At 67.3% G+C, this 25,651-nt stretch carries 19 protein-coding genes; 13 read left to right on the top strand and 6 right to left on the bottom strand.

Features of this window, described 5'->3' with window-relative positions; all coding sequences use genetic code 11:
* Positions 1 to 61: 61 nt before the first annotated feature.
* Genes CHB69_RS00745 through fdhD form a run of 4 tightly spaced genes read left to right on the top strand, consistent with a single transcriptional unit; the run spans position 62 to position 3,645 of the window.
* The gene (locus CHB69_RS00745) at positions 62 to 643 is read left to right on the top strand and encodes a TetR/AcrR family transcriptional regulator (RefSeq protein ID WP_089214080.1); all 582 of its coding nucleotides are present in this window, start codon (positions 62 to 64) and stop codon (positions 641 to 643) included.
* 52 nt (positions 644 to 695) lie between these two features.
* The gene (locus tag CHB69_RS00740; RefSeq protein ID WP_089214079.1) at positions 696 to 1,940 is read left to right on the top strand and encodes an MFS transporter; all 1,245 of its coding nucleotides are present in this window, start codon (positions 696 to 698) and stop codon (positions 1,938 to 1,940) included.
* A 53-nt stretch (positions 1,941 to 1,993) separates the two neighbouring features.
* The gene (locus CHB69_RS00735) at positions 1,994 to 2,845 is read left to right on the top strand and encodes an HTD2 family dehydratase (RefSeq protein ID WP_089214712.1); all 852 of its coding nucleotides are present in this window, start codon (positions 1,994 to 1,996) and stop codon (positions 2,843 to 2,845) included.
* A gap of 5 nt (positions 2,846 to 2,850) precedes the next feature.
* Positions 2,851 to 3,645 carry a formate dehydrogenase accessory sulfurtransferase FdhD gene (fdhD, locus tag CHB69_RS00730; protein WP_089214711.1) on the top strand — a complete coding sequence of 265 codons (795 nt, stop codon included), beginning with the start codon at positions 2,851 to 2,853 and terminating at the stop codon, positions 3,643 to 3,645.
* A 321-nt stretch (positions 3,646 to 3,966) separates the two neighbouring features.
* Here fdhD and CHB69_RS00725 read toward each other — a convergent pair whose 3' ends face one another.
* The gene (locus tag CHB69_RS00725) at positions 3,967 to 6,231 is read right to left on the bottom strand and encodes an FdhF/YdeP family oxidoreductase (protein WP_089214078.1); all 2,265 of its coding nucleotides are present in this window, start codon (positions 6,229 to 6,231) and stop codon (positions 3,967 to 3,969) included.
* Positions 6,232 to 6,335: 104 nt separating this feature from the next.
* On the opposite strand from CHB69_RS00725, the gene CHB69_RS00720 reads away from it, so the two are divergent.
* Positions 6,336 to 8,348, top strand: a complete 2,013-nt coding sequence (locus CHB69_RS00720; RefSeq protein WP_089214077.1) for a TonB-dependent receptor plug domain-containing protein — start codon at positions 6,336 to 6,338, stop codon at positions 8,346 to 8,348.
* Positions 8,349 to 8,650: 302 nt separating this feature from the next.
* Here the strand turns inward: CHB69_RS00720 and CHB69_RS00715 are convergent, their stop codons facing one another.
* Positions 8,651 to 9,976, bottom strand: a complete 1,326-nt coding sequence (locus CHB69_RS00715) for an MFS transporter (protein WP_089214076.1) — start codon at positions 9,974 to 9,976, stop codon at positions 8,651 to 8,653.
* A gap of 172 nt (positions 9,977 to 10,148) precedes the next feature.
* Here CHB69_RS00715 and cyoA point away from each other — a divergent pair, with 172 nt between their 5' ends.
* From cyoA to galE, 8 genes are all read left to right on the top strand, one after another.
* Positions 10,149 to 11,327, top strand: a complete 1,179-nt coding sequence (cyoA, locus tag CHB69_RS00710; protein ID WP_089214075.1) for a ubiquinol oxidase subunit II — start codon at positions 10,149 to 10,151, stop codon at positions 11,325 to 11,327.
* Positions 11,328 to 11,345: 18 nt separating this feature from the next.
* Positions 11,346 to 13,355: a cytochrome o ubiquinol oxidase subunit I gene (gene cyoB / locus CHB69_RS00705; RefSeq protein ID WP_170935384.1), complete on the top strand. Its 2,010-nt coding sequence runs from the start codon at positions 11,346 to 11,348 to the stop codon at positions 13,353 to 13,355.
* Between the two features lies 1 nt (position 13,356).
* Positions 13,357 to 13,992 (top strand): cytochrome o ubiquinol oxidase subunit III, encoded by a 636-nt coding sequence (gene cyoC, locus CHB69_RS00700; RefSeq protein WP_089214709.1) that lies wholly within the window; start codon positions 13,357 to 13,359, stop codon positions 13,990 to 13,992.
* Positions 13,989 to 14,363, top strand: coding sequence for a cytochrome o ubiquinol oxidase subunit IV (gene cyoD / locus CHB69_RS00695; protein WP_089214074.1), 375 nt, complete (start codon positions 13,989 to 13,991; stop codon positions 14,361 to 14,363). The genes cyoC and cyoD overlap by 4 nt, the downstream gene beginning before the upstream one ends.
* The gene (locus CHB69_RS00690; protein ID WP_089214073.1) at positions 14,360 to 15,061 is read left to right on the top strand and encodes an SURF1 family protein; all 702 of its coding nucleotides are present in this window, start codon (positions 14,360 to 14,362) and stop codon (positions 15,059 to 15,061) included. The genes cyoD and CHB69_RS00690 overlap by 4 nt, the downstream gene beginning before the upstream one ends.
* On the top strand, positions 15,061 to 16,365 hold the full coding sequence (locus CHB69_RS00685) for an ATP-binding protein (protein ID WP_089214072.1): 1,305 nt from the start codon (positions 15,061 to 15,063) through the stop codon (positions 16,363 to 16,365). The genes CHB69_RS00690 and CHB69_RS00685 overlap by 1 nt, the downstream gene beginning before the upstream one ends.
* Positions 16,362 to 16,895 carry a response regulator transcription factor gene (locus CHB69_RS00680; protein WP_089214071.1) on the top strand — a complete coding sequence of 178 codons (534 nt, stop codon included), beginning with the start codon at positions 16,362 to 16,364 and terminating at the stop codon, positions 16,893 to 16,895. Before CHB69_RS00685 ends, CHB69_RS00680 begins: the two co-directional genes overlap by 4 nt.
* 110 nt (positions 16,896 to 17,005) lie before the next feature.
* Positions 17,006 to 18,037: a UDP-glucose 4-epimerase GalE gene (galE, locus tag CHB69_RS00675; protein WP_089214070.1), complete on the top strand. Its 1,032-nt coding sequence runs from the start codon at positions 17,006 to 17,008 to the stop codon at positions 18,035 to 18,037.
* A gap of 1 nt (position 18,038) precedes the next feature.
* On the opposite strand, the gene CHB69_RS00670 is transcribed toward galE, so the two are convergent.
* From CHB69_RS00670 to CHB69_RS00655, 4 genes are all read right to left on the bottom strand, one after another.
* Positions 18,039 to 18,611, bottom strand: coding sequence for a TMEM165/GDT1 family protein (locus CHB69_RS00670; protein ID WP_089214069.1), 573 nt, complete (start codon positions 18,609 to 18,611; stop codon positions 18,039 to 18,041).
* Between the two features lie 238 nt (positions 18,612 to 18,849).
* Positions 18,850 to 19,044, bottom strand: a complete 195-nt coding sequence (locus tag CHB69_RS00665; protein ID WP_089214068.1) for a hypothetical protein — start codon at positions 19,042 to 19,044, stop codon at positions 18,850 to 18,852.
* Positions 19,044 to 23,276, bottom strand: coding sequence for a translocation/assembly module TamB domain-containing protein (locus tag CHB69_RS00660; RefSeq protein WP_089214067.1), 4,233 nt, complete (start codon positions 23,274 to 23,276; stop codon positions 19,044 to 19,046). Before CHB69_RS00660 ends, CHB69_RS00665 begins: the two co-directional genes overlap by 1 nt.
* Complete coding sequence (locus tag CHB69_RS00655; RefSeq protein WP_245836424.1) at positions 23,276 to 25,591, bottom strand: autotransporter assembly complex protein TamA; 2,316 nt, start codon at positions 25,589 to 25,591, stop codon at positions 23,276 to 23,278. Before CHB69_RS00655 ends, CHB69_RS00660 begins: the two co-directional genes overlap by 1 nt.
* Positions 25,592 to 25,651: the final 60 nt, after the last annotated feature.

Genomic DNA, 25,651 nt, shown 5'->3' with positions numbered 1-25,651 from the left:
CCGCATTGGCGAGCAAGTCAACAGTTGTTGATTTATTTCTCAGCCATGATAGACCCTGACCATGACGAAAACCACGGTCAGGAAGCGCGAAGCCGCCGCGACGCGCGCCGCGATATTGGCGGCGGCGCGCGAGCGTTTCCTGCGCGAAAGCTATGACAGCGTCGGCCTGCGCGAAATTGCGGGCGATGCAGGCGTCGATGTCGCGCTGATCAGCCGCTATTTCGGCGGCAAGGAAGGGCTGTTTCGCGAGGTCGTGGCGGTCGACAAGGAAGAAAAGCTCATCCGCGAGCCGCTGACCGCGGCCGAGCTTCCCGCCTATCTCGCCCAGCTCGTCGTCGAGGATGGCGACGACCACCGGCAGCATCGCATGGAAATGTTCGTCATCATGCTGCGCTCGGCCTCCTCGCCCAAGGCGGGGCAGATCATCCGCGATCTCGTCCATCTCGACGTCCTCGGCCCCCTCGCCGAAATTATCGGCGACGAACATGCCGAACTGCGCGCGAACATGCTGCTCGCGATCCTGATGGGAATCGGGGTGCTGCGCACGATCATGCGAGTCGATGCGCTCGACGGTTCGCCCGATCAGCGCGCCGAATGCGAAGACCGGTTTCGCTGCCTGTTCGAAGCAGCGCTGAGCTGTTGAAAGAGCGCCCGAGGACGCAGGCTTGCCCGACCGGGATTGCCGGTTTAGGCGCATGGCTGTGAGTCCCGTCAAGCCCTCCGCTCCTTCCTCGCTCGCTCCGTTCCGTTTCCCTGCATTTCGCGCGATCTGGATCGCGAACCTCGCGTCGAACATGGGATCGACGATCCAGGCGGTCGGGGCTGCCTGGTTGATGACGGAACTGACGCCCTCGCACCTTTATATCGCGCTCGTTCAGGCGAGCGCGACGATCCCGATCATGCTGATCGGCGTCTTCGCGGGCGCGATCGCCGACAATTTCGACCGCCGCCGCGTGATGCTCGCGGCGCAGACGGGAATGCTGATCGTCTCGGCATTGCTCACGCTCATCACATGGTCGGGCGCGATCACGCCCTTCCTTCTCCTCTGTTTCACCCTCGCGGTCGGCTGCGGCACCGCGCTCAATGCCCCGGCGTGGCAGGCCTCGGTGCGGTTGCAGGTCGGGCACGAACATCTGCCGCAGGCGATCGCGCTCAACACCATCGCCTTCAATCTCGCGCGCAGCGTCGGCCCGGCGCTCGGCGGGCTGCTCATTTCCTTTGCGGGGCCGGCATTCGGCTTCGGGCTCAATGCGCTGAGCTATGTCGCGCTGATCGTCGTGCTGCTGCGCTGGCGTCCGGAGGTCAACCCGCCGAAACGCTCGCCGATCCTCTCGGCGATCGCGACCGGCATCCGCTTCTGCGCCCAGTCGAACCCGGTGCGCCGCGTGCTCGTGCGCGGCTTCGCCTTCGGTTTCGGCGCGGCCGGATTCCAGGCGCTGCTGCCGTCGGTCGTGCGCGACCGGCTGCACGGCACCGAACTGACGTTCGGCTTGGCGCTCGCCGGCTTCGGCGCCGGGTCGATCTTTGCCGCGCTGTGGGTCGGCAAGGCGCGCCACCGCTGGGGCAGCGACACGCTGATCGGCGCCTCGTCGCTGGTTTTCGCCGCGATGCTCGTCACGATCGCCTTTTCGCGCAGCCTGCCGCCGGTGGTCGCGGCCGCCTTCGTCGCGGGCATATGCTGGGTCTGCACGATGACGACGCTCAACGTCGCGATGCAATTGCGCTCGCCCGAAGCGATCCTCGGCCGCTGCCTGTCGATCTATCAGGCGGTGACCTTCGGCGGCATGGCGCTCGGTGCATGGCTGCTCGGCACGCTCGCCGACATCTGGACGCTGCCCGCGGCGATCCTCGCAGCGGCGGGCTGGCTGACGCTGTCGGCGCTGCTGCTGCGCGCCGTCGCGCCGATGCCGCGCCGCGACGAGGGGCGCGTCGTCCCCTGACGCGGCTTGCATCGCCGCCGGTCTGGACCGAAAAGCGGGGACAAGGAGTGAGCATGAGCGATTGGCAGCAATGGGTCGGCCGCGAAGACCGGCGGAGCGACCGGGTCGAGGCGGGCGCATTGACACGCTGGCTCGCGACGCTCGACCGCGCGGCAGGCACCGATGGCGCCGTGCCGCAAGGCTTCCACTGGTGCCTCGCGCTGCCCGACGCGCCGACCGCCGCGCTTGGCGCCGACGGCCATCCGCGCCGCACCGATGGCGCCGAAAGCTTCATGCCCCCTGTGCCCCTGCCCCGCCGCATGTGGGCGTCGAGCCAGGTCGAATTCCTGCACCCGCTGCACCCCGGCGAAGCGATCGAGCGCCGCTCGCGCATCGCCGCGATCACCGCCAAACAGGGCGGCAGCGGCGCGCTCGTCTTCGTCGAGATCGCGCACGAAACGCATGGCGACCGCGGCCTCGCGGTGCGCGAAAGCCAGTCGATCGTCTTTCGCGATGCCGCCGGCCCCGACGCGCCGCTGTCGCCGCCCCCCGCCGGCGGCGGACGGTTCGACCCGAGCGAATGGGACGCGCACCGCACGGTCGAGCCTTCCGAAGCGCTGCTCTTTCGCTATTCGGCGCTGACCTTCAACAGCCACCGCATCCATTATGATTTTCCCTATGCGACCGCCGAAGAGCGCTATCGCGGCCTCGTCGTCCACGGACCGCTCACCGCGACCCTGCTGCTCGACCTTGCGCAGCGGCGCTTCGGCGACAATGCGCTCGCCCGCTTCGCCTTTCGTGGGCTTTCGCCCGCGATCGCCAGCGAGCCGCTGCATCTCGTGCTGCGTGGCGGCGGCGATGCGATCGAGCTCGGCGCCTTTGCGGACGACGGGCGGCCGGTGATGCAAGCGACCGCCGCGCTGTGACCGATATGCACGCCTCGGCGCCGCTACCGGTGCGGCAAATCGGCTTCGGCGACCTCTCGGATGCCGTTCTCGTCCGCGAGGTGCCGGTCGAAATGCCGATTTCGGTCGAGGTCGGCGGTATCGGCTATGCGGTGATGATGGCGACCCCCGCCGACCTCGAAGATTATGCGGTCGGCTTCGCCCTCTCCGAAGGGCTGGTCGAGCGCGCCGCCGAGATCGAACGCGTCGATGTTCAGCCGCTCGAAGGCGGGATCGCGCTCCGCCTGTGGCTGGCGCCCGAACAAAGCCGCCGCGCGCTCGACCGCGCGCGCCGCCGGGTCGGCGAGAGCAGCTGCGGCCTTTGCGGTCTCGAAAATATCGAGGAGGTGCTGCGCCCGCTGCCGCGCATCACGGCGCGCCTCGAAACCGACCGCCACGCGGTCGCGAAGGCACTCGCCGCGCTGGCCGATCATCAGCCGCTCGGGCGCGCGACCGGCGCGGCACACGCCGCCGCCTTCTGTTCGGCCGCGGGCGACATTCGCTGCGTGCGCGAGGATGTCGGGCGCCACAATGCGCTCGACAAGCTGCTCGGCGCGCTCGCGCGCGGCGGCGTCGATGCCGCGAGCGGTTTCATCCTGCTTTCGGCGCGGTGCAGCTACGAACTCGTCGAAAAGACGGTGCGCGCCGGCTGTCCAATGCTCGTCACCATTTCGGCGCCGACCAGCCTTGCCGCCGAGCGCGCCGCGGCGGCAGGCCTGACCTTACTCGCGCTCGCCCGCGCCGACTCGGCGCTGCTGATCTGCGGCGAGCCGGATCTTTAGCGCCCGATCATATTTCATTGAAGCGCGTGTGCTCCCGCGAAGGCGGGAGCCCATCTCCTGCCGGCTCTATCTTGAACCGGCCGGAGATGGGTCCCCGCCTACGCGGGGACACACCAACTCTGAAGTCCGTCCTCTTCAGGTGAAATCGAACGGAACAAACTCTAGAGCAAATTGCGCGAAATCTGAATCATCCGCATCCCCGAGCGAAGACGAGGGGCTCGTTCGAGCGGAGCGAGAACCGCAGCGTCGCCGCCTCGACTTCGCTCGGCAGAGCCCCTCGTCTTCGCTCGGGGAAACGGTGCAGATTTCCGGCACGATGCTCTAGACCGCAATCCGCACCGGGATCGACTTCGCCGCCGGACAGCCGCTCGTCCGGTCATAATAGTCGAGCGGCAGCAGCGGGTTGAGTTCGGGATAGTAACCCGCGATCGCGCCGCGCGGCATCGGATAGTCGATCAGGGTCAACCCCTCGACCCGCCGCGCAATGCCGTCGCTCGCGATCGTTTCGAGCGCGACCGTCGCGCCGGCCTCCAGTCCGCGCGCCGCGCGGTCCTCGGCGTTGACGAACAGCACCATCCGGCCGCCCCTGACGCCGCGATAGCGGTCGTTGTAGCTGTAGATGGTCGTATTGAACTGGTCGTGCGAGCGCACGGTCGCGAGCCGCAGCATATCGGCTTCGTCGACCGGCGCATCGACGTGCAGGCCGGGCAGGATGAGGAAATTCGCCTTGCCGTTCGGGGTCAGCCATGCGCGGCGCCGCGGCGCTATGTCGAGATGGAACCCCTGCGGCGCCTTGATCCGCTCCGAAAAACCTTCGTAGATTGCGGGATAGACCTCGGCGATCTTGTCACGGATCGCGCCATAATCGTCGATATAGCGCACCCAGTCGACGCGGCTTTCGGGCAGCGTCGCCATCGCCATGCGGCAGACGATCTCGACCTCGGGCAGCAGATCCGGGCTCGCCGGGTCGAGCACCCCGCGCGAGGCGGTGACGTTCGACATCGAATCCTCGATCGTCACAAATTGTTCGCCGTCCGCGGTCTCGATGCGTTCGGATCGCGCGATCACGGGCAGGATCAGCGCCTCCTTGCCGTGAACGAGATGACCGCGGTTGAGCTTGGTCGCGATGCCGACGGTCAGGTCGAGCTTTGCCATCGCCGCATAGGCGCGCTCGGTATCGGGCACCGCGCGCACGAAATTGCCGCCGAGGCCGATGAAGACCTTCGCCTCGCCCGCCAGCATCGCTTCGACCGATTCGACCGTATGATGGCCGTGCGCGCGCGGCGGATCGAAGCCGAAAACCTCGCGGACGCGGTCGAGATAAGCCTCGCTCGGCCGCTCGTCGATGCCGACGGTGCGGTCGCCCTGGACGTTCGAATGGCCGCGGATCGGCGAGATGCCGGCGCCGGGCTTGCCGTAATTTCCCTTGAGCAGCAGCAGGTTCGCGACCTGCTGCAACAGCTGCGACCCCTTCTGGTGCTGGGTAAGACCCATGCCGTAACAGATGATCGTCGCGTTCGAGGCGATATAGATTTCGGCGCAGCGGCGGATCTGTTCCTCCGATATGCCCGACACCGCGACGATTTCGTCCCAGTCCTGCGCCATGACGTCGTCGCGCAGCGCCTCGAACCCCTCGCTATGCTCGGCGATGAAGGCATGATCGAGCACCGCCTCCCCCGCCGCCTCGCGCTCGAACAGCACGCGCATCATGCCCTTCAACAGCGCGAGGTCGCCGCCGATCTTCACATGCACGAACTCGCTCGCGATCGGCGTCGAGCCGAAGGTCGCCATCTGCGCGATGTCCTGCGGTTCGGTGAAGCGGATCAGCGCGCGCTCGGGCATCGGGTTGACCGCGACGATCGGCACGCCGCGTTTGCGCGCCTCGACGAGGCAGGTCATCATCCGCGGCGAATTGGTTCCGGGGTTCTGGCCGATGACGAAGATCGCCTGCGCATGGTCGAAATCGTCGAGGATCACCGTGCCCTTGCCGACGCCGATCGCGGGCGGCAGCCCGCGGCTCGTCGGCTCGTGGCACATGTTCGAACAATCGGGAAAATTGTTGGTGCCATATTCGCGGACGAAGATCGAATAGAGGAAGGCCGCCTCGTTCGGGGTGCGGCCCGAGGTATAGAATTCGGCACGGTGCGGACTGTCGAGTCCGCGCAGATGCCGCCCGATCGTCGCGAACGCCTCGTCCCAGCTCACCGGCACATAATGGTCGCTCGCGGCGTCGTAGCGCATCGGTTCGGTGAGCCGCCCCTGCATTTCGAGCCAATAGTCGGACTGCGCCATCAGCTCGGCGACGCTGTGCCGGGCAAAGAAGTCGCGCGTGACGCGGAATTTGGTTGCCTCGTGCGCGAGCGCCTTGGCGCCGTTTTCGCAAAATTCGAAGGTCTTGGTGCAGCTCGCGTCGGGAAAGGCGCAGCTTGAACATTTGAAGCCGCCCGGCTGGTTCATCGCGAGCAGCGCGCGCGACCCCTTGGTCACCACGCTCTGTTCGAGCAGCACCTTGGCGGTCGCCGCGGCGGCGCCCCATCCGCCGGCAGGCGCGGTATAAGTCTTGTAGTGCAGCTTGCGGTCGGCCATGGCGTCGGTCCCGGCGTTGTGGGAGTGGCATTAGAGCATTTTGCGCTCGCAATATCCACTCCGCTGTCGGCGAAACATCAAAGCGGAGGGGCTCTTTCGAAACAATGACCGTGACCGCCGCATTCCGCCTCGCCCCCCTCCCCTTGACCGCATTGATGCTGCTGCCGGTGTCGGCACCGGCGCAGGAGCAGCCGATCATCGTCACCGGCACCGGCCTCGCCGATACGCCGGCGACGCCCGCCTATGACATCACCCTCATCGACCGCGACGCGCTCACCGCAACCGCCTCGGGGCGGCTCGAAGATGCGCTCGCGTCGGTCGCGGGCTTCCAGCAGTTCCGCCGTTCCGACAGCCGCGCGTCGAACCCGTCGGCGCAAGGCATCACCTTGCGCGCGCTCGGCGGCAATGCGACAAGCCGCGCGGCGATGCTGCTCGACGGCGTGCCGGTCGCCGATCCCTTTTTCGGCTATATCCCCTTTTCCGCCCTCGCCCCCGAGCGGCTGGCGAGCGTGCGGGTCACGCGCGGCGGGGGGTCGGGGCCGTTCGGCGCCGGCGCGCTTGCCGGGACGATCGAACTTGCGAGCACCAATGCCGAGGCACTCGGCCCGTTGAGCGGCACGCTGCTCGTCGACGATCGCGGCGAGAGCGAGGCGAGCGCGACGCTCGCCGCCCCGCTCGGCGCCGGTTTCGCCGTCGTCTCGGGGCGCTGGGACCGCGGACAGGGCTATTATACCACCCCCGCCGACCAGCGCGTCCCCGCGACCGCGCGCGCCGCCTATGACAGCTGGTCGGCGCAGATCCGCCTCGTCGCCCCGCTCACCGATACGGTCGAATTGCAGGCGCGCGCGATGGCGTTCGACGATCGCCGCACCCTGCGCTTCGAGGGCGCCGATTCGTCGAGCGAGGGACAGGAAGCGAGCCTGCGCCTCGTCGGGCGCGGCGCTTGGCAGTTCGACGCGCTCGCCTATGTTCAGGCGCGCAATTTTACGAATATCGTCATCTCGTCGAGCCGCTTCACGCCGGTGCTCGACCAGCGCAATACGCCCTCGACCGGCCTCGGTGGCAAGCTCGAACTGCGCCCGCCGGTCGGCGGCAATCATGTGCTGCGTCTCGGCCTCGACTATCGCCGCTCTGATGGCGAACTATTTGAAGATGCGCTGAGCGCGATGACCGGCCAGGTCACCGCGCGCCGCAACGCCGGGGGCACCAACAGCGATCTCGGCCTCTTCGTCGAGGACGACTGGAGCCTCGGCGCGCTGACGCTGACCGCGGGCGCGCGCGCCGACCGCTATGTCATCGCCGATGGCTTCTTTATCGAGCGCGATGGCGCGGGCGTGGTCGTCGCCGACGACCGCTTCGCCGGCCGCTCGGGCTGGCAAGGCTCGGTCCGCGGCGGCGCGATGTGGCAGGCGAGCGACGCGCTGCGGCTGCGCGCCGCGGCCTATAGCGGGCTGCGGCTGCCGACACTCAACGAGCTTTATCGCCCCTTCGTCGTCTTTCCCGTCACCACCCTCGCCAACGCCGAACTGCGCAACGAGCGGCTGGTCGGCTATGAAGCCGGGCTCGACCTTACGCCCGCAAAGGGCATCGACCTGTCGGCGACCTTGTTCGACAACAAGGTCAAGCACGCCGTCGCCAATGTCACCATCGGCCCCGACCTGCGCCAGCGGCGCAATATCGACGCGATCCATGCGCGCGGGGTCGAGCTGTCGGCGGGGATCGCGCGCGGGATCGTCGGCTTTCGCGGATCGGCGGCCTACACCGATGCCGAGGCGCAAGGCAGCGGCCCCGCCGCCGCGCTCGACGGCAACCGGCCCGCGCAGACGCCGCGCTGGGCCGCGAGCGCGACGCTGAGCCTGGCGCCCGCGCCCGGCTGGAGCCTGGCGGGGACGCTGCGCTATGTCGGTGCGCAATATGAGGATGATCTCGAAAGCGACATCCTCGACGCCGCGACGACGCTCGACCTCTATGCCGAAGTCCCGCTCGCGCAGCGCGCCCGGCTCGTCCTGCGCGCCGAAAATGTCACCGATACGCGGGTGATGACGCGCAACCAGGGCGGCTCGATCGACCTCGGCACCCCGCGAACGTTGTGGATCGGGGTGACATTCGGGAAGTGACCGGTGGCAGGTGAACTGCGCCAGGCAAATCAAGTGTGTCCCCGCGGAGGCGGGGACCCATCTCCTGCCGGTTCGAAATAGCGCCGCCGGATGATGGGGACCCGCCTTCGCGGGCGCATGCAGTTTCTCAATTCACGAAATTTTAGAGCAAATTGCGCGAAATCTGAATCATCCGCATCCCCGAGCGAAGACGAGGGGCTCGTTCGAGCGGAGCGAGAACCGCAGCGTCGCCGCCTCGACTTCGCTCGGCAGAGCCCCTCGTCTTCGCTCGGGGAAACGGTGCAGATTTCCGGCACGATGCTCTAGCCGATGTTGCGGGCAAGCTCGCGGTTGAGCCACAGCGCGACCAGCGTGCCGATCGCACCCGAGAGCAGATAGGCGCCCGCGGCGAGCAGGCCGAATTCGCTCGACAGCCACAGCGCGACCAGCGGCGCGAAGCCCGCGCCGAACAGCCAGGCGAGGTCCGAGGTGAAGGCCGACCCCGTGTAGCGGTGGCGCGGCTGGAATTCCGACGACAGCGCCCCCGACGACTGGCCGAAGGACAGGCCGAGCAGCGCAAAGCCGAGCAGCATGAACGCCGCCTCGCCCGCCTCGCCGGCGCCCAGCAGCTGCGGCGCGAAGCCGCTGAACGCCGCGATCGCCGCCGCGGTGACGCCCAGCATCGTGCGGCGTCCGACGCGGTCGGCGAGCAGGCCCGAGACGATGATCGCGAGCACGCCGACGAAGGCGGCGACCGCCTCGATCAGCAGGAAACGCGCGGGCGTCTCGTCGGTGAACAGGAACACCCACGACAGCGGGAATACCGTCACCATATGGAACATCGCGAAGCTCGCGAGCGGCGCAAAGGCGCCCGCGGCGATCACCTTCCAGTTCGAGCGCAGCGTCTCGAGCATCGGGGCGGGCTCGAGGTCGCGGTGCTGGAACGAGCGTTCATATTCGGGGGTGACGACGATGCGCAGCCGCGCGAACAGCGCGACGACGTTGATCGCGAACGCGACGAAGAAGGGATAACGCCAGCCCCAGTCGAGGAAATCCTGCACGGGCAGCGCCGAAATCAGGAACATGAAGAGCAGGCTCGCGACGATCAGGCCGAGCGGGGCGCCGAGCTGCGGTATCATCGCATACCAGCCGCGCCTGCCCTCTGGCGCATTGATCGCGAGCAGCGAGGCGAGCCCGTCCCACGAACCGCCGAGCGCCACCCCCTGTCCCATGCGGAACAGCGCGAGCAGCGCCGCGGCGCCGAGCCCGATCGAGTCATAGCCGGGAAGGAAGGCGATCGCCGCGGTCGAACCGCCGAGCAGGAACAGCGCGATCGTCAGCTTGGCGCCACGGCCATAGGCGCGGTCGATCGCGGTGAAGATCACCGTCCCGACAGGACGCGCGAAAAAGGCGAGCGCGAAGATCGCGAACGACCAGAGCGTGCCGGTCAGCGGGTCGAACTGCGGAAAGACATGCTTCGGAAACACCAGCACCGAGGCGATCGCATAGACGAAGAAGTCGAAAAATTCGGACGTTCGCCCGATGATCACCCCGATCGCGATCTCGGCGGGCGAAATCGGGTGACCATCGTCGTGAAGCGCGCGCGCGTCGCGTTCGGCCTGCTCGGTGGGCGCGGTATCGGCAACCATGAAAGCCTGTTCCTGCTTCTGACGCGGCGCCAGCCGGGCTTGCCGCCGCGCGAGTCGGTATATTAGGGCATTGGCCCCGTGCATGAAACGCCCTCTGCGTCATTGATCGCGATCAAGGGATTGGACAAAATGTCCTATGTGCAGTGCAACAAAGTCGGCCTAGTGGCGCCGCATGCCTAGCATTGCCCCCCGCCTTGCGCGCCGGTTCCGGCTGATTCTGGCCGCGGCCGCGATTCCCTTCCTTGCCGGTTGCAATATGGTCGTGCTCGATCCCGCGGGCGACGTCGCGCGCCAGCAGGGCAATCTGATCCTCGTGTCGACCGGCCTGATGCTGTTGATCATCGTCCCCGTCATGGCGCTGACGATATTGTTCGCGTGGCGGTATCGCGCCGCGAACAGGCAAGCGACCTATCGGCCCGACTGGGATCATTCGACCCAGCTCGAACTGGTGATCTGGGCGGCGCCGCTGCTGATCATCATCTGCCTCGGCGCGGTGACCTGGGTTGCGACGCACCTGCTCGACCCCTATCGCCCGCTCGCGCGCACCGCGCCCGGACAGGCGATTGCGGCCGAAACACAGCCGATCGACGTCCAGGTCGTAGCGCTCGACTGGAAATGGCTGTTCATCTACCCCGAACAGGGCATTGCGACGGTGAACGAACTCGCGCTGCCGGTGAATCATCCGGTGCGCTTCCGCATCTCGGCCTCGTCGGTGATGAACAGCTTCTACATTCCCGCGCTCGCCGGGCAGATCTACGCGATGCCGGGGATGGAGACCAAACTTCACGGCGTCTTCAACGAAACCGGCCAATATACGGGTTTCTCGGCCAATTATTCTGGCGCAGGCTTTTCGGACATGCGCTTTGCGGTGAAGAGCCTGTCCGATGCCGGCTTCGCCCAATGGGTCGCCGAAACGAAAGCGGGCGGCGGAACGCTCGACCGCGCCGCATACCTCAAGCTCGAAAAGCCGAGCGAGAAGGTGCCCGTGCAGCGCTTCGCCTCGGTCGAGCCGCAGCTGTTCGACGCGGTGGTCAACCTCTGCGTCGAACCGGGCAAGATGTGTATGCACGATATGATGTCGATCGACGCCGCCGGCGGTGCGGGAATTGCGGGTATCCGCAATGTGCGCAGCCTGACCTATGACAAATTCGCCGCGCGCGGCACCGAGCCCGGCTATTGGGGCAAGCGCTATGTCGGCGCGCTGTGCAGCTCGCCGCTGCTCGCGCAGGACGACCGCCCCGACGCGACCCCGGTCGACCTCGCGCCGCTGACCGGCGCCGGCCTGCCCAGCCCCGGCGAACCCGATAGCGCCGCCGTCGCCCTCGCCAGCCGCCCTGCGCCCCGATCCTGATCGACCGAGACAATCGACATGACGCCCCACCCCGCTCCCGAAACCGGCCCCTTCCTCGGCCGCCTGTCGCTCGATGCGCTGCCGCTGCACGAGCCGATCCTCGTCGTCACCTTCATCGCGGTCGCGATCGGCGGCCTCGCCATCATCGCCGCGATCACCAGATATCGCCTGTGGGGCTATCTCTGGAAGGAATGGTTCACCACCATCGACCACAAGAGAATCGGGATCATGTACATGATCCTGGGGCTCGTCATGTTCCTGCGCGGCTTTTCGGACGCGATCATGATGCGGCTCCAGCAGGCGATGGCCTTCGGCGGGTCCGAAGGCTATCTGCCCGCGCATCATTATGACCAGGTGTTCACCGCGCACGGCGTAATCATGATCTTCTTCGTCGCGATGCCGTTCATCACCGGGCTGATGAACTATGTCGTGCCGTTACAGATCGGCGCGCGCGATGTCAGCTTTCCCTTCCTCAACAATTTCAGCTTCTGGATGACGACCGCGGGCGCCGTGCTGTGCATGATCTCGCTGTTCGTCGGCGAATTCGCGCAAACCGGCTGGCTCGCCTATCCGCCGCTGTCGGGGATCGCCTACAGCCCCAATGTCGGGGTCGATTATTATATCTGGTCGCTCCAGATCGCCGGCGTCGGGACGACGCTGTCGGGGATCAACCTGATCGTCACGATCCTGAAGCTGCGCGCGCCGGGCATGGGGCTGATGAAGATGCCCGTCTTCACCTGGACGAGCCTGTGCGCCAACATATTGATCGTCGCGAGCTTCCCGGTGCTCACCGCCTGCCTCGCGCTGCTCAGCCTCGATCGTTATGTCGGGACAAATTTCTTCACCAATGATTTCGGCGGGTCGGCGATGATGTATGTCAACCTGATCTGGATCTGGGGCCACCCCGAGGTTTACATCCTGATCCTGCCGCTGTTCGGCGTCTTTTCCGAAGTCACCTCGACCTTCTCGGGCAAGAAGCTCTTTGGCTATACCTCAATGGTTTATGCGACGGTGTGCATAACCATATTGAGCTATATCGTCTGGCTGCATCATTTCTTCACCATGGGGTCGGGCGCGAGCGTCAACAGCTTCTTCGGCATCACGACGATGGTGATCTCGATCCCGACGGGGGCGAAGCTCTTCAACTGGCTGTTCACCATGTATCGCGGGCGCATCCGTTTCGAGCTGCCGATGATGTGGACGGTCGCCTTCATGTTGACCTTCGTTGTCGGCGGCATGACCGGCGTGCTGCTCGCCGTCCCGCCCGCCGACTTCGTGCTGCACAATTCGCTGTTCTTGATCGCGCATTTCCACAATGTGATCATCGGCGGCGTGCTCTTCGGCCTGTTCGCGGCGATCAATTACTGGTGGCCCAAGGCGTTCGGCTTCAAGCTCGACGTCTTTTGGGGCAAGGTCAGCTTCTGGTGCTGGGTCGTCGGCTTCTGGCTTGCCTTCATGCCGCTCTATATCCTCGGACTGATGGGCGTCACCCGCCGGATGCGCGTGTTCGACGATCCGGGCCTGCAAATCTGGTTCGTCATCGCCGGCATCGGCGCCGCGGTGATCGCGGTGGGCATCGCCGCGATGCTCGTCCAGTTCGCGGTCAGCATCTGGAAGCGCGACCAGCTGCGCGACGAAAGCGGCGATCCGTGGGGCGGACGCACGCTCGAATGGGCGACCAGCTCGCCGCCGCCCGTCTATAATTTCGCCTTCACCCCCGTAATCCACGATCTCGATGCGTGGCACGACATGAAGGCGCGCGGCGCCGCGCGGCCGACGAGCGGCTTTCGCGACATCCACATGCCGGCGAACACCGGCGCGGGAGTGATCCTCGCGGGCATCAGCCTGGTGATGGGCTTTGCGCTCGTCTGGCATATCTGGTGGCTTGCGGGGCTCAGCTTCGTGGCGCTCGTCGCGACCGCGATCGGCCATACGTTCAACTACAAGCGCGACTACGACATTCCGGCGGCCGCCATTGCCGAAGTCGAGGATGCGCGCACTCGCCAGCTCGCGGCGGCCGGAGCCTGACATGAGCACGACCACTCTCGCCCCCGCCGCCGCACCCGAAGAGCTGCGCTTCTACGATCTCGACGAGCATCCGCACCCGGAGGGGCACAGCACGATGCTGGGCTTCTGGATCTATCTGATGAGCGACTGCCTCATCTTCGCGATCCTCTTTGCCTGCTATGCGGTGCTCGGCGGCAATTATGCCGCGGGCCCTGCGCCCAAGGATTTGTTCGAGCTGCCGCTTGTCGCGCTCAACACCGCGATGCTGCTCTTTTCGTCGATCACCTATGGCTTTGCCGTGCTCCAGATGCAGCAGGGCAAGGTGCGCGGAACCCAGCTGTGGCTCGCAATTACCGGCCTGTTCGGCCTCGCCTTCCTCGGCATCGAGCTGTCGGAGTTCCACCACCTGATCGAGATCGGCGCGACACCGCAGCGCAGCGCCTTCCTCTCTGCCTTCTTCACCCTCGTCGGAACGCACGGGCTGCACGTCACTTTCGGGACGGTGTGGCTCGTCACGCTGATGGTCCAGCTCGGCCGGCACGGGCTGATCGCCGCGAACAAGCGCCGCATCATGTGCCTGTCGATGTTCTGGCACTTCCTCGACGTCGTGTGGATCGGCGTCTTCACGATCGTCTATCTGATGGGAATGCTGCGATGAGCGCGAACCACGACCCCGCCGCCGGCGGCCATCACGAGATCGAGATGCCGCACGCGTCGCTGCGCGACTATATGATCGGTTTCATCCTGTCGGTGATCCTGACCGCCATCCCCTTCTGGATGGTCATGACGATGCCCTTGTCGGCGCCCGTGACCGCCGCGATCATCATGGGCTTTGCGGTGGTGCAGATCGTCGTCCATATGGTCTTCTTCCTCCACATGACCCCGAAGGCCGAGGGCGGCTGGTCGCTGACCTCGCTCGTCTTCACCATCATCGTCGTGGGGATCATGCTCGCGGGCTCTTTGTGGGTGATGCACCATCTCAACACCAACATGATGCCGATGCCGCACGACATGAACCAGCTGCCGTGAAACGCGCGCTGCTGACGACGCTCGCGCTGCTGTTCGCGGCGGGGTTCGTCGCGCTCGGGGTGTGGCAGGTCGAGCGGCGGGCGTGGAAGCATGATCTGATCGCCGCGGTCGATGCGCGCATTCACGCGGCGCCGGTCGCGGCGCCCGGCCCGGCCGCATGGCCCAAGATTTCGGCCGAAAAGGATGCCTATCGCCGCATCCGCGCAACCGGACGGTTCCGCCACGACAAGAGCGTGCTGGTGAAGGCGGTCACCGATCTCGGCGGCGGCTATTGGCTGCTCACCCCGCTCGAAACCCCCGCCTTCACCCTGTTCGTCAATCGGGGCTTCGTGCCGCAGGACAAGCGCAATGCCGTGTCCCGGCCTGAGGGCAGCGTGACCGTCACCGGCCTGCTCCGGATCAGCGAGCCCGGCGGTGCCTTCCTGCGCGCGAACGATCCCGGCGCGGGGCGCTGGTATTCGCGCGACGTCGCGGCGATCGCAGAGGCCGAGGGGCTGGGCCGCGTCGCGCCCTATTTCATCGACTCCGACGCCGCCCCGCAGGCGAAGGGTTATCCGGTCGGTGGCCTGACCGTCGTGCATTTTCCCGACAATCACCTCGTCTATGCGCTGACCTGGTTCGCGCTCGCCCTCCTCTGCCTGTTTTTCGCCTGGCGCCTGTGGCGTCAAGCCCCGCTTCGGTCCAATATGGGCGGGTGATGACCGATGCATCGCTGACCCTCGCGCCGCCCGAAGCCGATGCCGGGCGCCGCAACATGGCGCTGCTGATCCAGCTGCGCTGGCTTGCCGTGGGCGGCCAGCTCGCGACGATCGCGGTGGTCAGCGGGCTGATGGACATCGTGCTGCCGCTGCCGCCGCTGCTCGCCGCGCTCGTCGTTCTCGTCCTCATCAACCTCGTCAGCCTCGCGCTGCTCGGGCGCGGGCGCGCGGTGACCAATATCGAGCTGACCGCCGCGCTGCTCTTCGACGTCGCGGCGCTCGCGTGGCAGCTTCATCACAGCGGCGGCCTCGCCAATCCTTTCGCGTCGCTCTTTCTGCTCCAGGTGGTGATCGGCGCGATCCTGCTCACCCCCCGCTCGTCGTGGGCGATCGTCGCCGCGACGCTCGCGGCCCTTGCCGCGCTCCGCCTGAACCCGACGCCGCTGTTGCTCCCCGAACGCTATGCCGTCGATCCGCTCGGCCTCTATCTGAAAGGCAGCCTCGTCTGCTTCGTGTTGATCGCGGTGCTGCTCGTCGCCTTCGTCACCCGTATCAGCCGCAATCTGCGCGAGCGCGACGGCGCGCTGGCCGCCGCTCGCCAGCGCGCGGCCGAAGAGGACCATATCGTGCGCATGGGCCTGCTCGCCTCGGGCGCGGCGCACGAACTCGGCACGCCGCTGTCGACGCTGTCGGTGCTGATCGGCGACTGGAAAAACGCCCCCGCGGTCGCGCGCAACGCCGAGCTTCAGGAGGATCTTGCCGACATGGATGGCGCGGTGCAGCGCTGCAAGGCGATCGTCGGCGGCATATTGATGTCGGCGGGCGAAGCGCGCGGCGAGGCCCCGCAGCTCACGACGATGCGCGCCTTCCTGACCGCGATCGTCGAAGCGTCGCGCGCCGGGCGGATGCCGGGGACGGTCGAGTTCAACGACCTGTTCGGTCCCGACGTCGCGATCGTTTCGGACCCGGCGCTGCGCCAGGTGATCGGCAATGTCATGGACAATGCCGCCGAAGTCTCCCCCGACTGGATCGGTGTCACCGCCTCGCGCGACGGCGATATGGCGGTGATCGAGATCGCCGACCGCGGACCCGGTTTCAGCGAAGAGATGCTGGAACATTTCGGCCAGCCCTATCGTTCGAGCAAGGGCCGGCCAGGCGGCGGGCTCGGGCTGTTCCTGCTCGTCAATGTCGTGCGCAAGCTCGGCGGCAATGCGAGCGTCGCCAACCGCGATGCCGGCGGCGCGCTCGTGCGCATCGTGCTGCCGATTTCGGCGATCGCGCGCGAGGAAGGAGATGCGTCATGAGCGAAGCGCGGAAGCTGCTGATCGTCGAGGACGACGAGAGTTTCGCACGCACGCTCAAGCGGTCGTTCGAGCGGCGCGATTATGAAGTGCGCGTCGCCCACGGTCCCGACGAGCTCCACGCGCTGCTCGCCGGCTATCGGCCGGGCTATGCGGTGGTCGACCTCAAGCTCGGCAATGCCTCGGGCCTTGCCTGCGTCCAGACGCTGCGCGCCGCCGACGCCGCGATGCGGATCGTCGTGCTGACCGGTTTCGCGAGCATCGCCACCGCGGTCGAGGCGATCAAGCTGGGCGCTTCCTATTATCTCGCCAAGCCGTCGAACACCGACGATATCGAGGCGGCGTTCGAGCGCACCGAAGGCAATGTCGACGCCTCGCTCGACGCGCGGACGACCTCGATCAAGACCGTCGAATGGGAGCATATCCACCAGACGCTCGTCGAGACCGGATTCAACATATCGGAGACGGCACGCCGGCTCGGGATGCACCGCCGCACGCTCGCGCGAAAGCTCGAGAAAAGGCAGATTCGCTGAGCCCCGCCGGGTGGCCATCGCCCAAATCGGCCATCGCACCCCGCAGGGCTTGGCAGCGCCCCCGCAAACGCGCTAGCTCGCGCCGACCCAAACGAGAATGAGGTGCTGAGTTGAAGGTTCTCCTGACCGGCGGTGCCGGCTATATCGGCAGCCATGTCGCGGTGGCGCTCGCCGCCGCCGGACACGATATTATCTGCTTCGACAATCTGTCGAACAGCCGGGCCGACGTGATCGACCGGCTAGAAACGATCACCGGCAAGCCGATCCCGCTCGTCGTCGGCGACATTCGCGACCGTGCTGCGGTGCGCGGTGCGATCGGTAAGCATGGCGCCGAGGCGGTGGTGCATTTTGCGGGGCTGAAGGCGGTCGGCGAATCGGTCGCCGAGCCGATCAGATATTATGACAATAATGTCCGCGGAACGCTGTCGATGGTCGAGGCGATGATCGAGAGCGGCGTGAAGACGCTGGTCTTTTCGTCGAGCGCGACCGTCTATGGCCAGCCCAAATATCTGCCGCTCGACGAGGCGCATCCGACATCGGCGACCAACCCCTATGGCCGCACCAAGCTGATGATCGAGGAGATGCTGGCCGACATCGCGGGCGCGGATCCCGGCTGGCGGATCGCGGTGCTGCGCTATTTCAACCCGGTCGGCGCGCACGACAGCGGGCTGATCGGCGAGGACCCGAGCGGCATTCCGAACAATTTGATGCCCTTCATCAGCCGCGTTGCGGCGGGCCGGCTTCCCGAACTGTCGGTGTTCGGCAACGACTACGACACCCCCGACGGCACCGGGGTGCGCGACTATGTCCATGTCGTCGACCTCGCCGAAGGGCATGTCGCGGCGCTGGGCGCGATCGCCGCGGGCGACGCGCCGCTCGGCATCTGGAATCTCGGCACCGGCGAAGGCTATTCGGTGCTCGACATGATCGCGAGCTTCGAGCGGGTCAACGGCGTCAAAATCCCCTATCGCATCGCGCCGCGCCGCGCCGGCGACGTCGCGAGCTGCTACGCGAGCCCCGACCGCGCGCGCGACGAGCTCGGCTGGACGGCGCAGCGCGGTCTCGACGCGATGTGCGGATCGAGCTGGACCTTCGAGCGCACGCTCGCGATGCGCAACGCGAAGGGCAAGGCGGGCGAATAGCTCAGCCGATCCATCCCGCGGTCTGCGCCAGCACCCAGAGCCCGATCGCCAGGAACAACGCCGCGGCAACGACGCGGACCTTGGCGAGGTCGACCCGCTTCAACAGTTCGTGGCCGAGGAAGATGGCGGGCACATTGGCGATCATCATGCCGAGCGTCGTCCCCGCGGTTACCGCGGCGACATCATGGAAACGCGCGCCGAGCGCGATCGTCGCAACCTGCGTCTTGTCGCCCATTTCGACGAGAAAAAAGGCGATGAGCGTGGTCAGAAAGGCGCCGAACCGGGGCGCTGGAGCATCCTCGTCGTCGAGCTTGTCCGGAATCAGCGTCCATGCGGCCATCGCGACGAAGGAGGCGCCGATCGCATAGCGGAAGATCGGGCTGTCGAGGAAAGCCGCCGCCTGCGCGCCGAGCAGGGCCGCGAGCGCATGATTGGCGAGCGTCGCCGCGAGAATGCCGAAGATGATCGGCACCGGTTTTCTGAAGCGCGTCGCGAGCAGCATCGCGAGCAGCTGGGTCTTGTCGCCGATCTCGGCAAGCGCCACGATGGCGGTCGAGGTGACCAGGGCTTCCATGAACGAACTCCGGGGCCGGGCGGCTTGCGATTCCAACGGACATCCCGCCCGCCGCCCGGCCCGGACGGAGGCGCGATGCCATTGGTCTCGCCCGAACGGTGATCCCGCTCCCACCGCACCACGGCCTCTCGACCGAGTATGTTGACGCGGCGGCCCATCGCAAGGGGCGACGGCTGGCTACTCCCCAGATGACGCGGGCGGATTAGCGGCGCTTCGGCGCGCTGACAAGCTTGAATCGCTAACGGGTCTGCGGCGCGGCGCCGGTCCCGTCATCGTCCTTGGCCGCCTTGTCGGCTTCGGCGACATCGGCGTCCATCGCCTTTGCCCGCGCCTCGATCTCCGCTGCCGCCTTGTCGTAGCGCGTGTCGAAATCGGGCTCGTCCTTGCAGGCGCCGAGCAGAAGCAGCGGCAGCATTATCGCGGCGCGGCGCATCAGTAATTCTTGCGATAGCGGATCGACAGCGACGTCTCGCCCGATCCGCCCGCGGTGCTGAGAATCGACAGCGCGCGCGACAGGCTGATCTCGAGCTGGGTCGCGGTATAGCCGCGCCCGTCGGTGATAATCTCGACATAGATGTCGTTCGAAATATGCTGCCCTGCGGCGAGCGCGGTGCCGCGGCCTTCGGCTTCGTCGGCCCCGAGGACGCGCAGGCGGTCGATGCCGGTGGCCGACTGTAGCGAGCCCAGAGGGCTGAGGCCGCTGCCGCTGCTGTTCAGCCGATTGAGCGACGCTGCGAGTTGCACCGCCTGCAACGGCGACAGCGAGGTGATCGAGTCGCCGAACAGGATGCGCGACACGATTTCGTCCTGTGGCAATCCCGGCACGCTCGAGAAGGTGATCTGGGGAGCCAACGCGCGCCCGGACACGTTGATCGAAACCTCGACATCCTCGATCGCTTCAGTCGCGACGAGTTGGATCGACGGGTCATAGGGATCGCCCGTCGGGAAGGTCACCCGTCCTTCCTCAAGCTCGAACGACCGGCTCGCAAAGACCAGCGTGCCGCGCACGAGCTCGATTTCGCCGGTCACGCGCGGCGCCTCCGTCGTGCCCGCCAACGTCACGTCGGCTTCCCATTCGGATTCGAGCCCCATGCCGCTGACATAGAGTTCGTCGGGCGCGCGCAGGTGGACGTCGAGGCGCAGCGCGTCGAACAGGCTGCCGCTCGCCGCCGCCATCCCCTCGCCGGTGATCCGGCGCCGCCCGGCCGGCGCCTTGCGGCGCACCCCGCTCAGCGTCGGCACCTGCGCCGCACCCTCGCGCACATAGCGATAGCGCGTTTCGGGGAGCCGCAGTTCGCCCGACAGCAGCGCCGTCTCGCCCTTCGACTTGGTGAGCTTGAGCGTTCCCGTCGCGCGCGCAGCGATATTGTCGCTGCGCGCAAGTCGCGCATTGTCGAGCGTCGCGGTGAGGTTCATCGGATAGCCCTCGGCCTGGGCCAGGCTGATGAAGCCGCTCGCGGTGACGGCGCCGTCGCCGGCGGTCGCGGTCAGATTCCGGATCTCGAGCCGGTTGCCGCTGAAGCGGCCATCGACGGCCATATCGGTGAAGCGCGTGCCATAGGTCACATTTTCATAGGTCATGCCATTGCCGCGGACGACGCCGTTCAGGCACGGCGCCGCGAGGGTGCAGCTGAAATCGGCGGCGACCGCGACCGGCCCGGCGATCCGCTGGTCGGGCATGCCGGCAAAGGAGGACAGCGTTTCGGCGGGCCCGTTGTAGCGGATGCCGCCGCCGAGCGGCGCGGCGCGCAGCCGCTCGATCCACGGGCCGGCGCCGGAGCCGAGCGGGCGGAGCGACGCCTGCATCCGCCCAATTACGCTGCCGCGCTTGCGTATCACAGCGCGCGCCTCGCCGCCATCGGCGAGCAGCTTGCCCGCGAAATTGACGTCGACCGGCTCGCTGACCTGCGCCGCGGTAGTCCGGGTGAAATTGTCGATCGTCAGCCGCGCGTCGGCGCGGGGAAAAGCGTCGGCGCTCGCCTGCGCGAAATCGAGGCTGCCGCTCGCGCGCCCGCCGAGGCCAAGGTCGGGATAGACCGCGTTGAGCAGCGCCATATTGACCCGGTCGAGCCGGCTTTGCAGCAGGATGCCGTCGCCATATTTGCCCGCGATCCGCGCGCTGCTCCGGCGCCCGAGGTCGAGCGTCGTCGGCAGCAATTCATAGCCGTCGTCGCCGGGGACGATCCGCGCCGGCGAAACGGTCTCGAACGCGATGCCGGTCGCGCGGCCCTTCACCGACGCGCGCCACAGCTCGGGCTGCAGATCGGCGTTGACCGCGACGCGGAACGGCACGCCGCTCACCCCTTCGACAAGCGCCTGCGCGCGGCCGCGGCCGCCGGCATAGTCGATCTTGACCCGGCCGACCGCGATGTCGACCTCGCGCAGCTGCGTATCGGCGAGCTGGATGTCGGCGACGATCCGCGGCTGCTCGTATAGCGTCACATCGGCATCGACGACCGCCGAGCCGACGACGAGCCCTGCGGGTCCGGGCAGCGTCATATTGTTGGCGCGCACATTGATCGCCGCCGTCTGATACCGGCCGTCGGCGCCGAGGCGGACCAGGCCGCCGAGTCCCTGCCCCGACGCATCGAGCCGCCCCGTGAAGGGGCCGGCCTCGCTCTGCACGATGCGTCCCTTCATCTCGATTCCCGACAGGTCGGCGCGCTCCACGTCGATCGTCAGCGGCCCCGCTGCGGTGAGCAGCACGACGTCGGCCGCGAGCGGGCCATAATCGGTGTCGCCCGTCGCGGCGAGGCGATAGCCCTTGGGCGCGCCGGTGAGCCGCGCCTCGAGATTGGCGAGGCCGATCCCGAGCCCGGGCCGCTCTGCACGCAGCACCGCGCGCGGGTCGCTGATCGTCCCCGCGACCTCGACCCCGAGCGGGCCATATTGCGTCGAATTCGCGCGCGCACTGAGCTGGATGCGACCATCGGGCGAATAGCTCCCCTGCCCGCCCGTCACGCGCAGCAACGGCGCGGTCAGGCGCAGGTTGCTGAAACGGACGATCCCGTCGGTGCCATAGCGGACATTGGCGGTCGTCACCGCATTGCCGCCGAGCAGGTCGCGCACCCCGTCGTTGAAGAGCTTGGTCGAACGCGCCCGGACATTGCCCGCAATCTCGAACCCGCCGCGCGGCGCGGTCTTCAGGTCCATGTTGGTGTCGATGTTGAAGATGCCGACGCTTTCGATCCGGTAATTGTTGACGCGCCCGTCGATCGCCCCGGTATAGAAACCCTTGTTCGTGTCGGCGACAATGATCGCCTTCGCGTCGATGCGCGGCGAACGCAGCCGCAGATTGTCGCTGAGCAGGCGGCCGTCCGACCAGGCGAGGTCGCCGTCGAGCCGAACCTGCGTGAGCTGGCCGCCCGCGACGCTATCGAGCCCGCGGATGCGCGCGGCGCGCCCCGCGACCGGGATCAATATCTGGTCGGCGTCGACGCGCGCCTTGCCGCCGAGGCTCAGCGCCTCGACGATGATGTCGTTGACGCCGAGCGCGTTCGCCTGGGCCTGATATTCGACCGTCGGCGTCGCGAAGGCGCCGTCGAAGCGCGCGCTCGCGCGAACCCCGTCGCCGCGCACCCCGGGCGCGACCGCGCTTGGACGCAGCAGCACGAAGGCAAGCTGCAACGCGTCGTAACGATTCTTGCCGAGATCGACACCGCCGCTGATCCCGAGCCGGATGGCATCCGAGCCGACGCGCCCGTCGAGCGCCGCCTTGCGTTCGTCGAGCGCCGCGGTGAGCGCGATTTCGGTCTCGGGGCCGAGCAGCGCGGCCGCCGTGCCTTCGAGCAGGCGCGAGGGCTGCGCCCTGCCCTTGACCGCAAAGGTGCCGTCGCGCGCCGCCAGCCCGATCCGCGCCAGCGGATTGGCGCCGAGATCGGCGACGAGCGTGCCGTCCCATTTCGTCCAGTCGCCGCGCCCGTCGAGCTTCGCGGTCACCGGCTCGGTGAAGCCGCCCATCGCCGCGAGCACCCCGCCCTGCGGCGCACGCAGATCGAGCGTCATCGCGAGCCGGTTCTTCTCCGGCACCGCGTCGAGCAGCAGCTTCACCGCATCGCCCCTGGCGCCCGATCCGATCGTTTCGGCCTCGGCGCGCAGCTGCGCGCGGCGGTCGGCGATCGCGACCTTGCCCGAAAGCCGCGCCTCCTGCCGCTCGCCGGCGACCGCGGGTTCGAAGACGAGGCGATCGACCGCAAGCCTGCCGACGTCGATGTCGAGGTCGGGCAGCAAGGGCTCGCCCGTATCGGGCACCGGCTTGAATTCGGGAAGCCGCTCGAGCGTGATCCGCTTCGCCGTCGCCGAGCGGATGTCGATATGGTTCGCGAGATAAGCAAAGGGCCGCCAGTCGATCCGGATTTCGGGCGAGGTCAGGAAGCGCCCCTGCGGATCGGACAGCGAAAAGTCGCGCACGATCATCTCGCCATAGAGCGAGCCGTCGAGGCGGCCGATGCCGATCTTCATCCCGTTCTCGAACTCATATTTTTCGATCTGGGTGACGACGAAGCGCCGTCCGGCATCGCTGTTGAGCCCGATCAGGAACAGCGCGACGAGTGCGATCAGGCCGAGCAGGGCAATTCCCACGCCGCGCGCGATGCGGCGCGACCAGCCCTTCGCCGCCGGCGCCGCGGCTGCGCCCTCGGCGTCGAGGCGGGCGTCATCGGCCATCAGAAGGCCTGTCCGATCGAGATATAGACGGCGATCTTCGATTCGCCCGGCTGGCGGTCGATCGGCGTCGCGATGTCGAAGCGCATCGGCCCGAAATTGGTGTAGTAGCGCGCGCCGACCCCGACGCCGTAGCGCAAATCGGAAAAATCAGGCCGCGAGCTCGTATAGACCTGCCCCGCGTCGACGAAACCGACGATGCCGAAATTGCCGAAGCGATAGCGCGCCTCGACCGCGGCTTCGTTGAGGCTGCGCCCGCCGATCGGATCGTTGTTCGGGTCCTTCGGTCCCAGTTCCTGATAGCCGAAGCCGCGCACCGAACCGCCGCCGCCGGCATAGAAGCGCCGCGACGGCGCGAGCTTCTCGCGCGCGGCGCCGAGGATCGAGCCGATGCGCAACCGGCCGGCCAGCACGATGCTGTCCGTCACCGGATAATAGCCGCTCGCGTCGATCTGGGTGCGCACATAGGGCGAGAAATCGCCGCGCATCGACCCTTCGGGCTGGATCAGGCTGGTCAGCCGGAACCCCTTCGTCGGATCGAGCAGGCTGTCGGTGCGATCCATCCCCACCTGTCCGGTCAGGCCGAGGATCGTGTAGAAGTCGTTCGTCCGCTCGCCGAGCGCGAAGTCATAATCGTCCTCGCGCGTCGCGATCAGGTCGGCGCCATAGGCATAGGTGAACTTCTTCTGCCACAGCGGCGTCGATTCATAGGCCCAGCGCACCCCGACGCGGCCGGTCAAAGCATTATAGGCATCGTAGCGGCTGCGCGTCGCCTCGGCGACCAGCTCGAAGCTCTTGTCGCGGCGCCCGGCATTGGAGCGGCGCATCGTCACGCCGAGGCTCTGCTCCTGCGTGCCCGCGACGCCACGGACGATCAGCGCGCCTTCGGGCGGAAAGAGATTGCGGTGCGTCCAGCTGGCGACGAGGCGAATCCCTTCGCCGGTCCCATAGCCCGCGGTTCCCGCGATCGTGCGCGGTGGCCCGGCGTCCTGGGTGACGTCGACCGTCACATATTCGGTGCCGTCGCCGGCACTTTGGCCGGTCTGCTTCGGTTCGACCGCGACGTTCGAAAACAGCCCCGTCGCGACGAGCGCCTGCCGCAGATCGTCGACCTTGCGGCTGTCGTAAAGGTCGCCGCGCTCGAAACGCGACAGCACCTCGACATGCTCGGCATCGAAGGCGAGATCGCCCTTGGTCTCGATCCCGCCGAAGCGGCTGCGCGGGCCGATCGTCACGGGCAGCGTGTAGGCACCCTCGGCGGTCGCGCCGTCGAGCAATATGTCGCGCTGTCCGACCTTCGCAAAGGGATAGCCCTCCTCGGGCAGCTTGAGCGCGATCGCGGCCTCGGCACCCTGCACGCGCTCGGCGATGATCGGCTCGCCGGCCTTCAGCGCGAAATTGTCCTCGATCAGCCGCGGCGGCACCGTCGGTTCGGCTTTGATCGTGATGCCGGAAAATGTGTAGCGCTCGCCGGGCGTCACCGCGATCACCGCGGTCAGCGGCCCGCGGCGGCGTCCCTGCCCTTGGCCATTGCCATTGCCTTCGGCAACCGGCGCCCGGTCGATGCGCGTTTCGATCTGCGCATCATAATAGCCTTCGGACGACAGGATGCGCTGCATCAACTCGGCATCGGCGCCGAGCCGCGCGCGCAGCATCGCGACATTGTCGGCCTTGCCGTCGCCGTCCTCGAGCGCCGACAGATCGTGGAACAGATCGCCGAGGTCGATGTCGGAGCGGACGTCGGGACCGTCGAGCCCGGTGATCTGGACGCTATATTCGACGCTGCGATCACGCCCCTCTTCCTCGGGCTCGGCGAACTCGACGGGTTCGACGTTGAAATCCTCAAGCGCGGGCAGCGGCGCCGCGAGTTCGCCGTCGCTGATCGGCGCATCGCCGATCGGCTCGGCGGTATCGCCGTCGGCGAGCGCCGGAACCGGCGTGCCGTCCACCGCCGGCGGCGGCGCGCCTTCGCTGTCGGCGTCCTGTCTCGCCCTATCCTGCCTGGCCTTTTCGGCCTGCTGGCGCTCGAACTCGGCGATCGATTCGAGGGGCCGGTCGAGTTCGGGATCGTCCTCGGCGCCGATCGGCGGAATCGCGTCCTCGAACTCATCCTCGTCGATGATCGGCGCGACCTCGGGCAGCTGGACCTCGGGCGGCGGCGGGGTCGGCGCCGCGATCGCGTCGGGCTCGGCTGCACCGGCGGCGTCCTGCGCTTCGGCGGCCGGGGGTGTCGGCGGGGGCGAAACCGTCCGCTCCTGCGCCGAAGCGATATGGCCGCACGCGAGCCACGATACCGAAAGAATCAGCAATGCAGGCACGACGCGCAGCGTGCGCGCGAAAGTCAGGGGCGCGAAAAATATGCGACGCTTTTCAATATT

Source organism: Sphingopyxis indica (genome assembly GCF_900188185.1).
Classification (GTDB): Bacteria; Pseudomonadota; Alphaproteobacteria; order Sphingomonadales; family Sphingomonadaceae; genus Sphingopyxis; species Sphingopyxis indica.
Note: the sequence above shows the minus strand (reverse complement) of the source record. Positions and strands in the feature narration are given on the sequence as shown.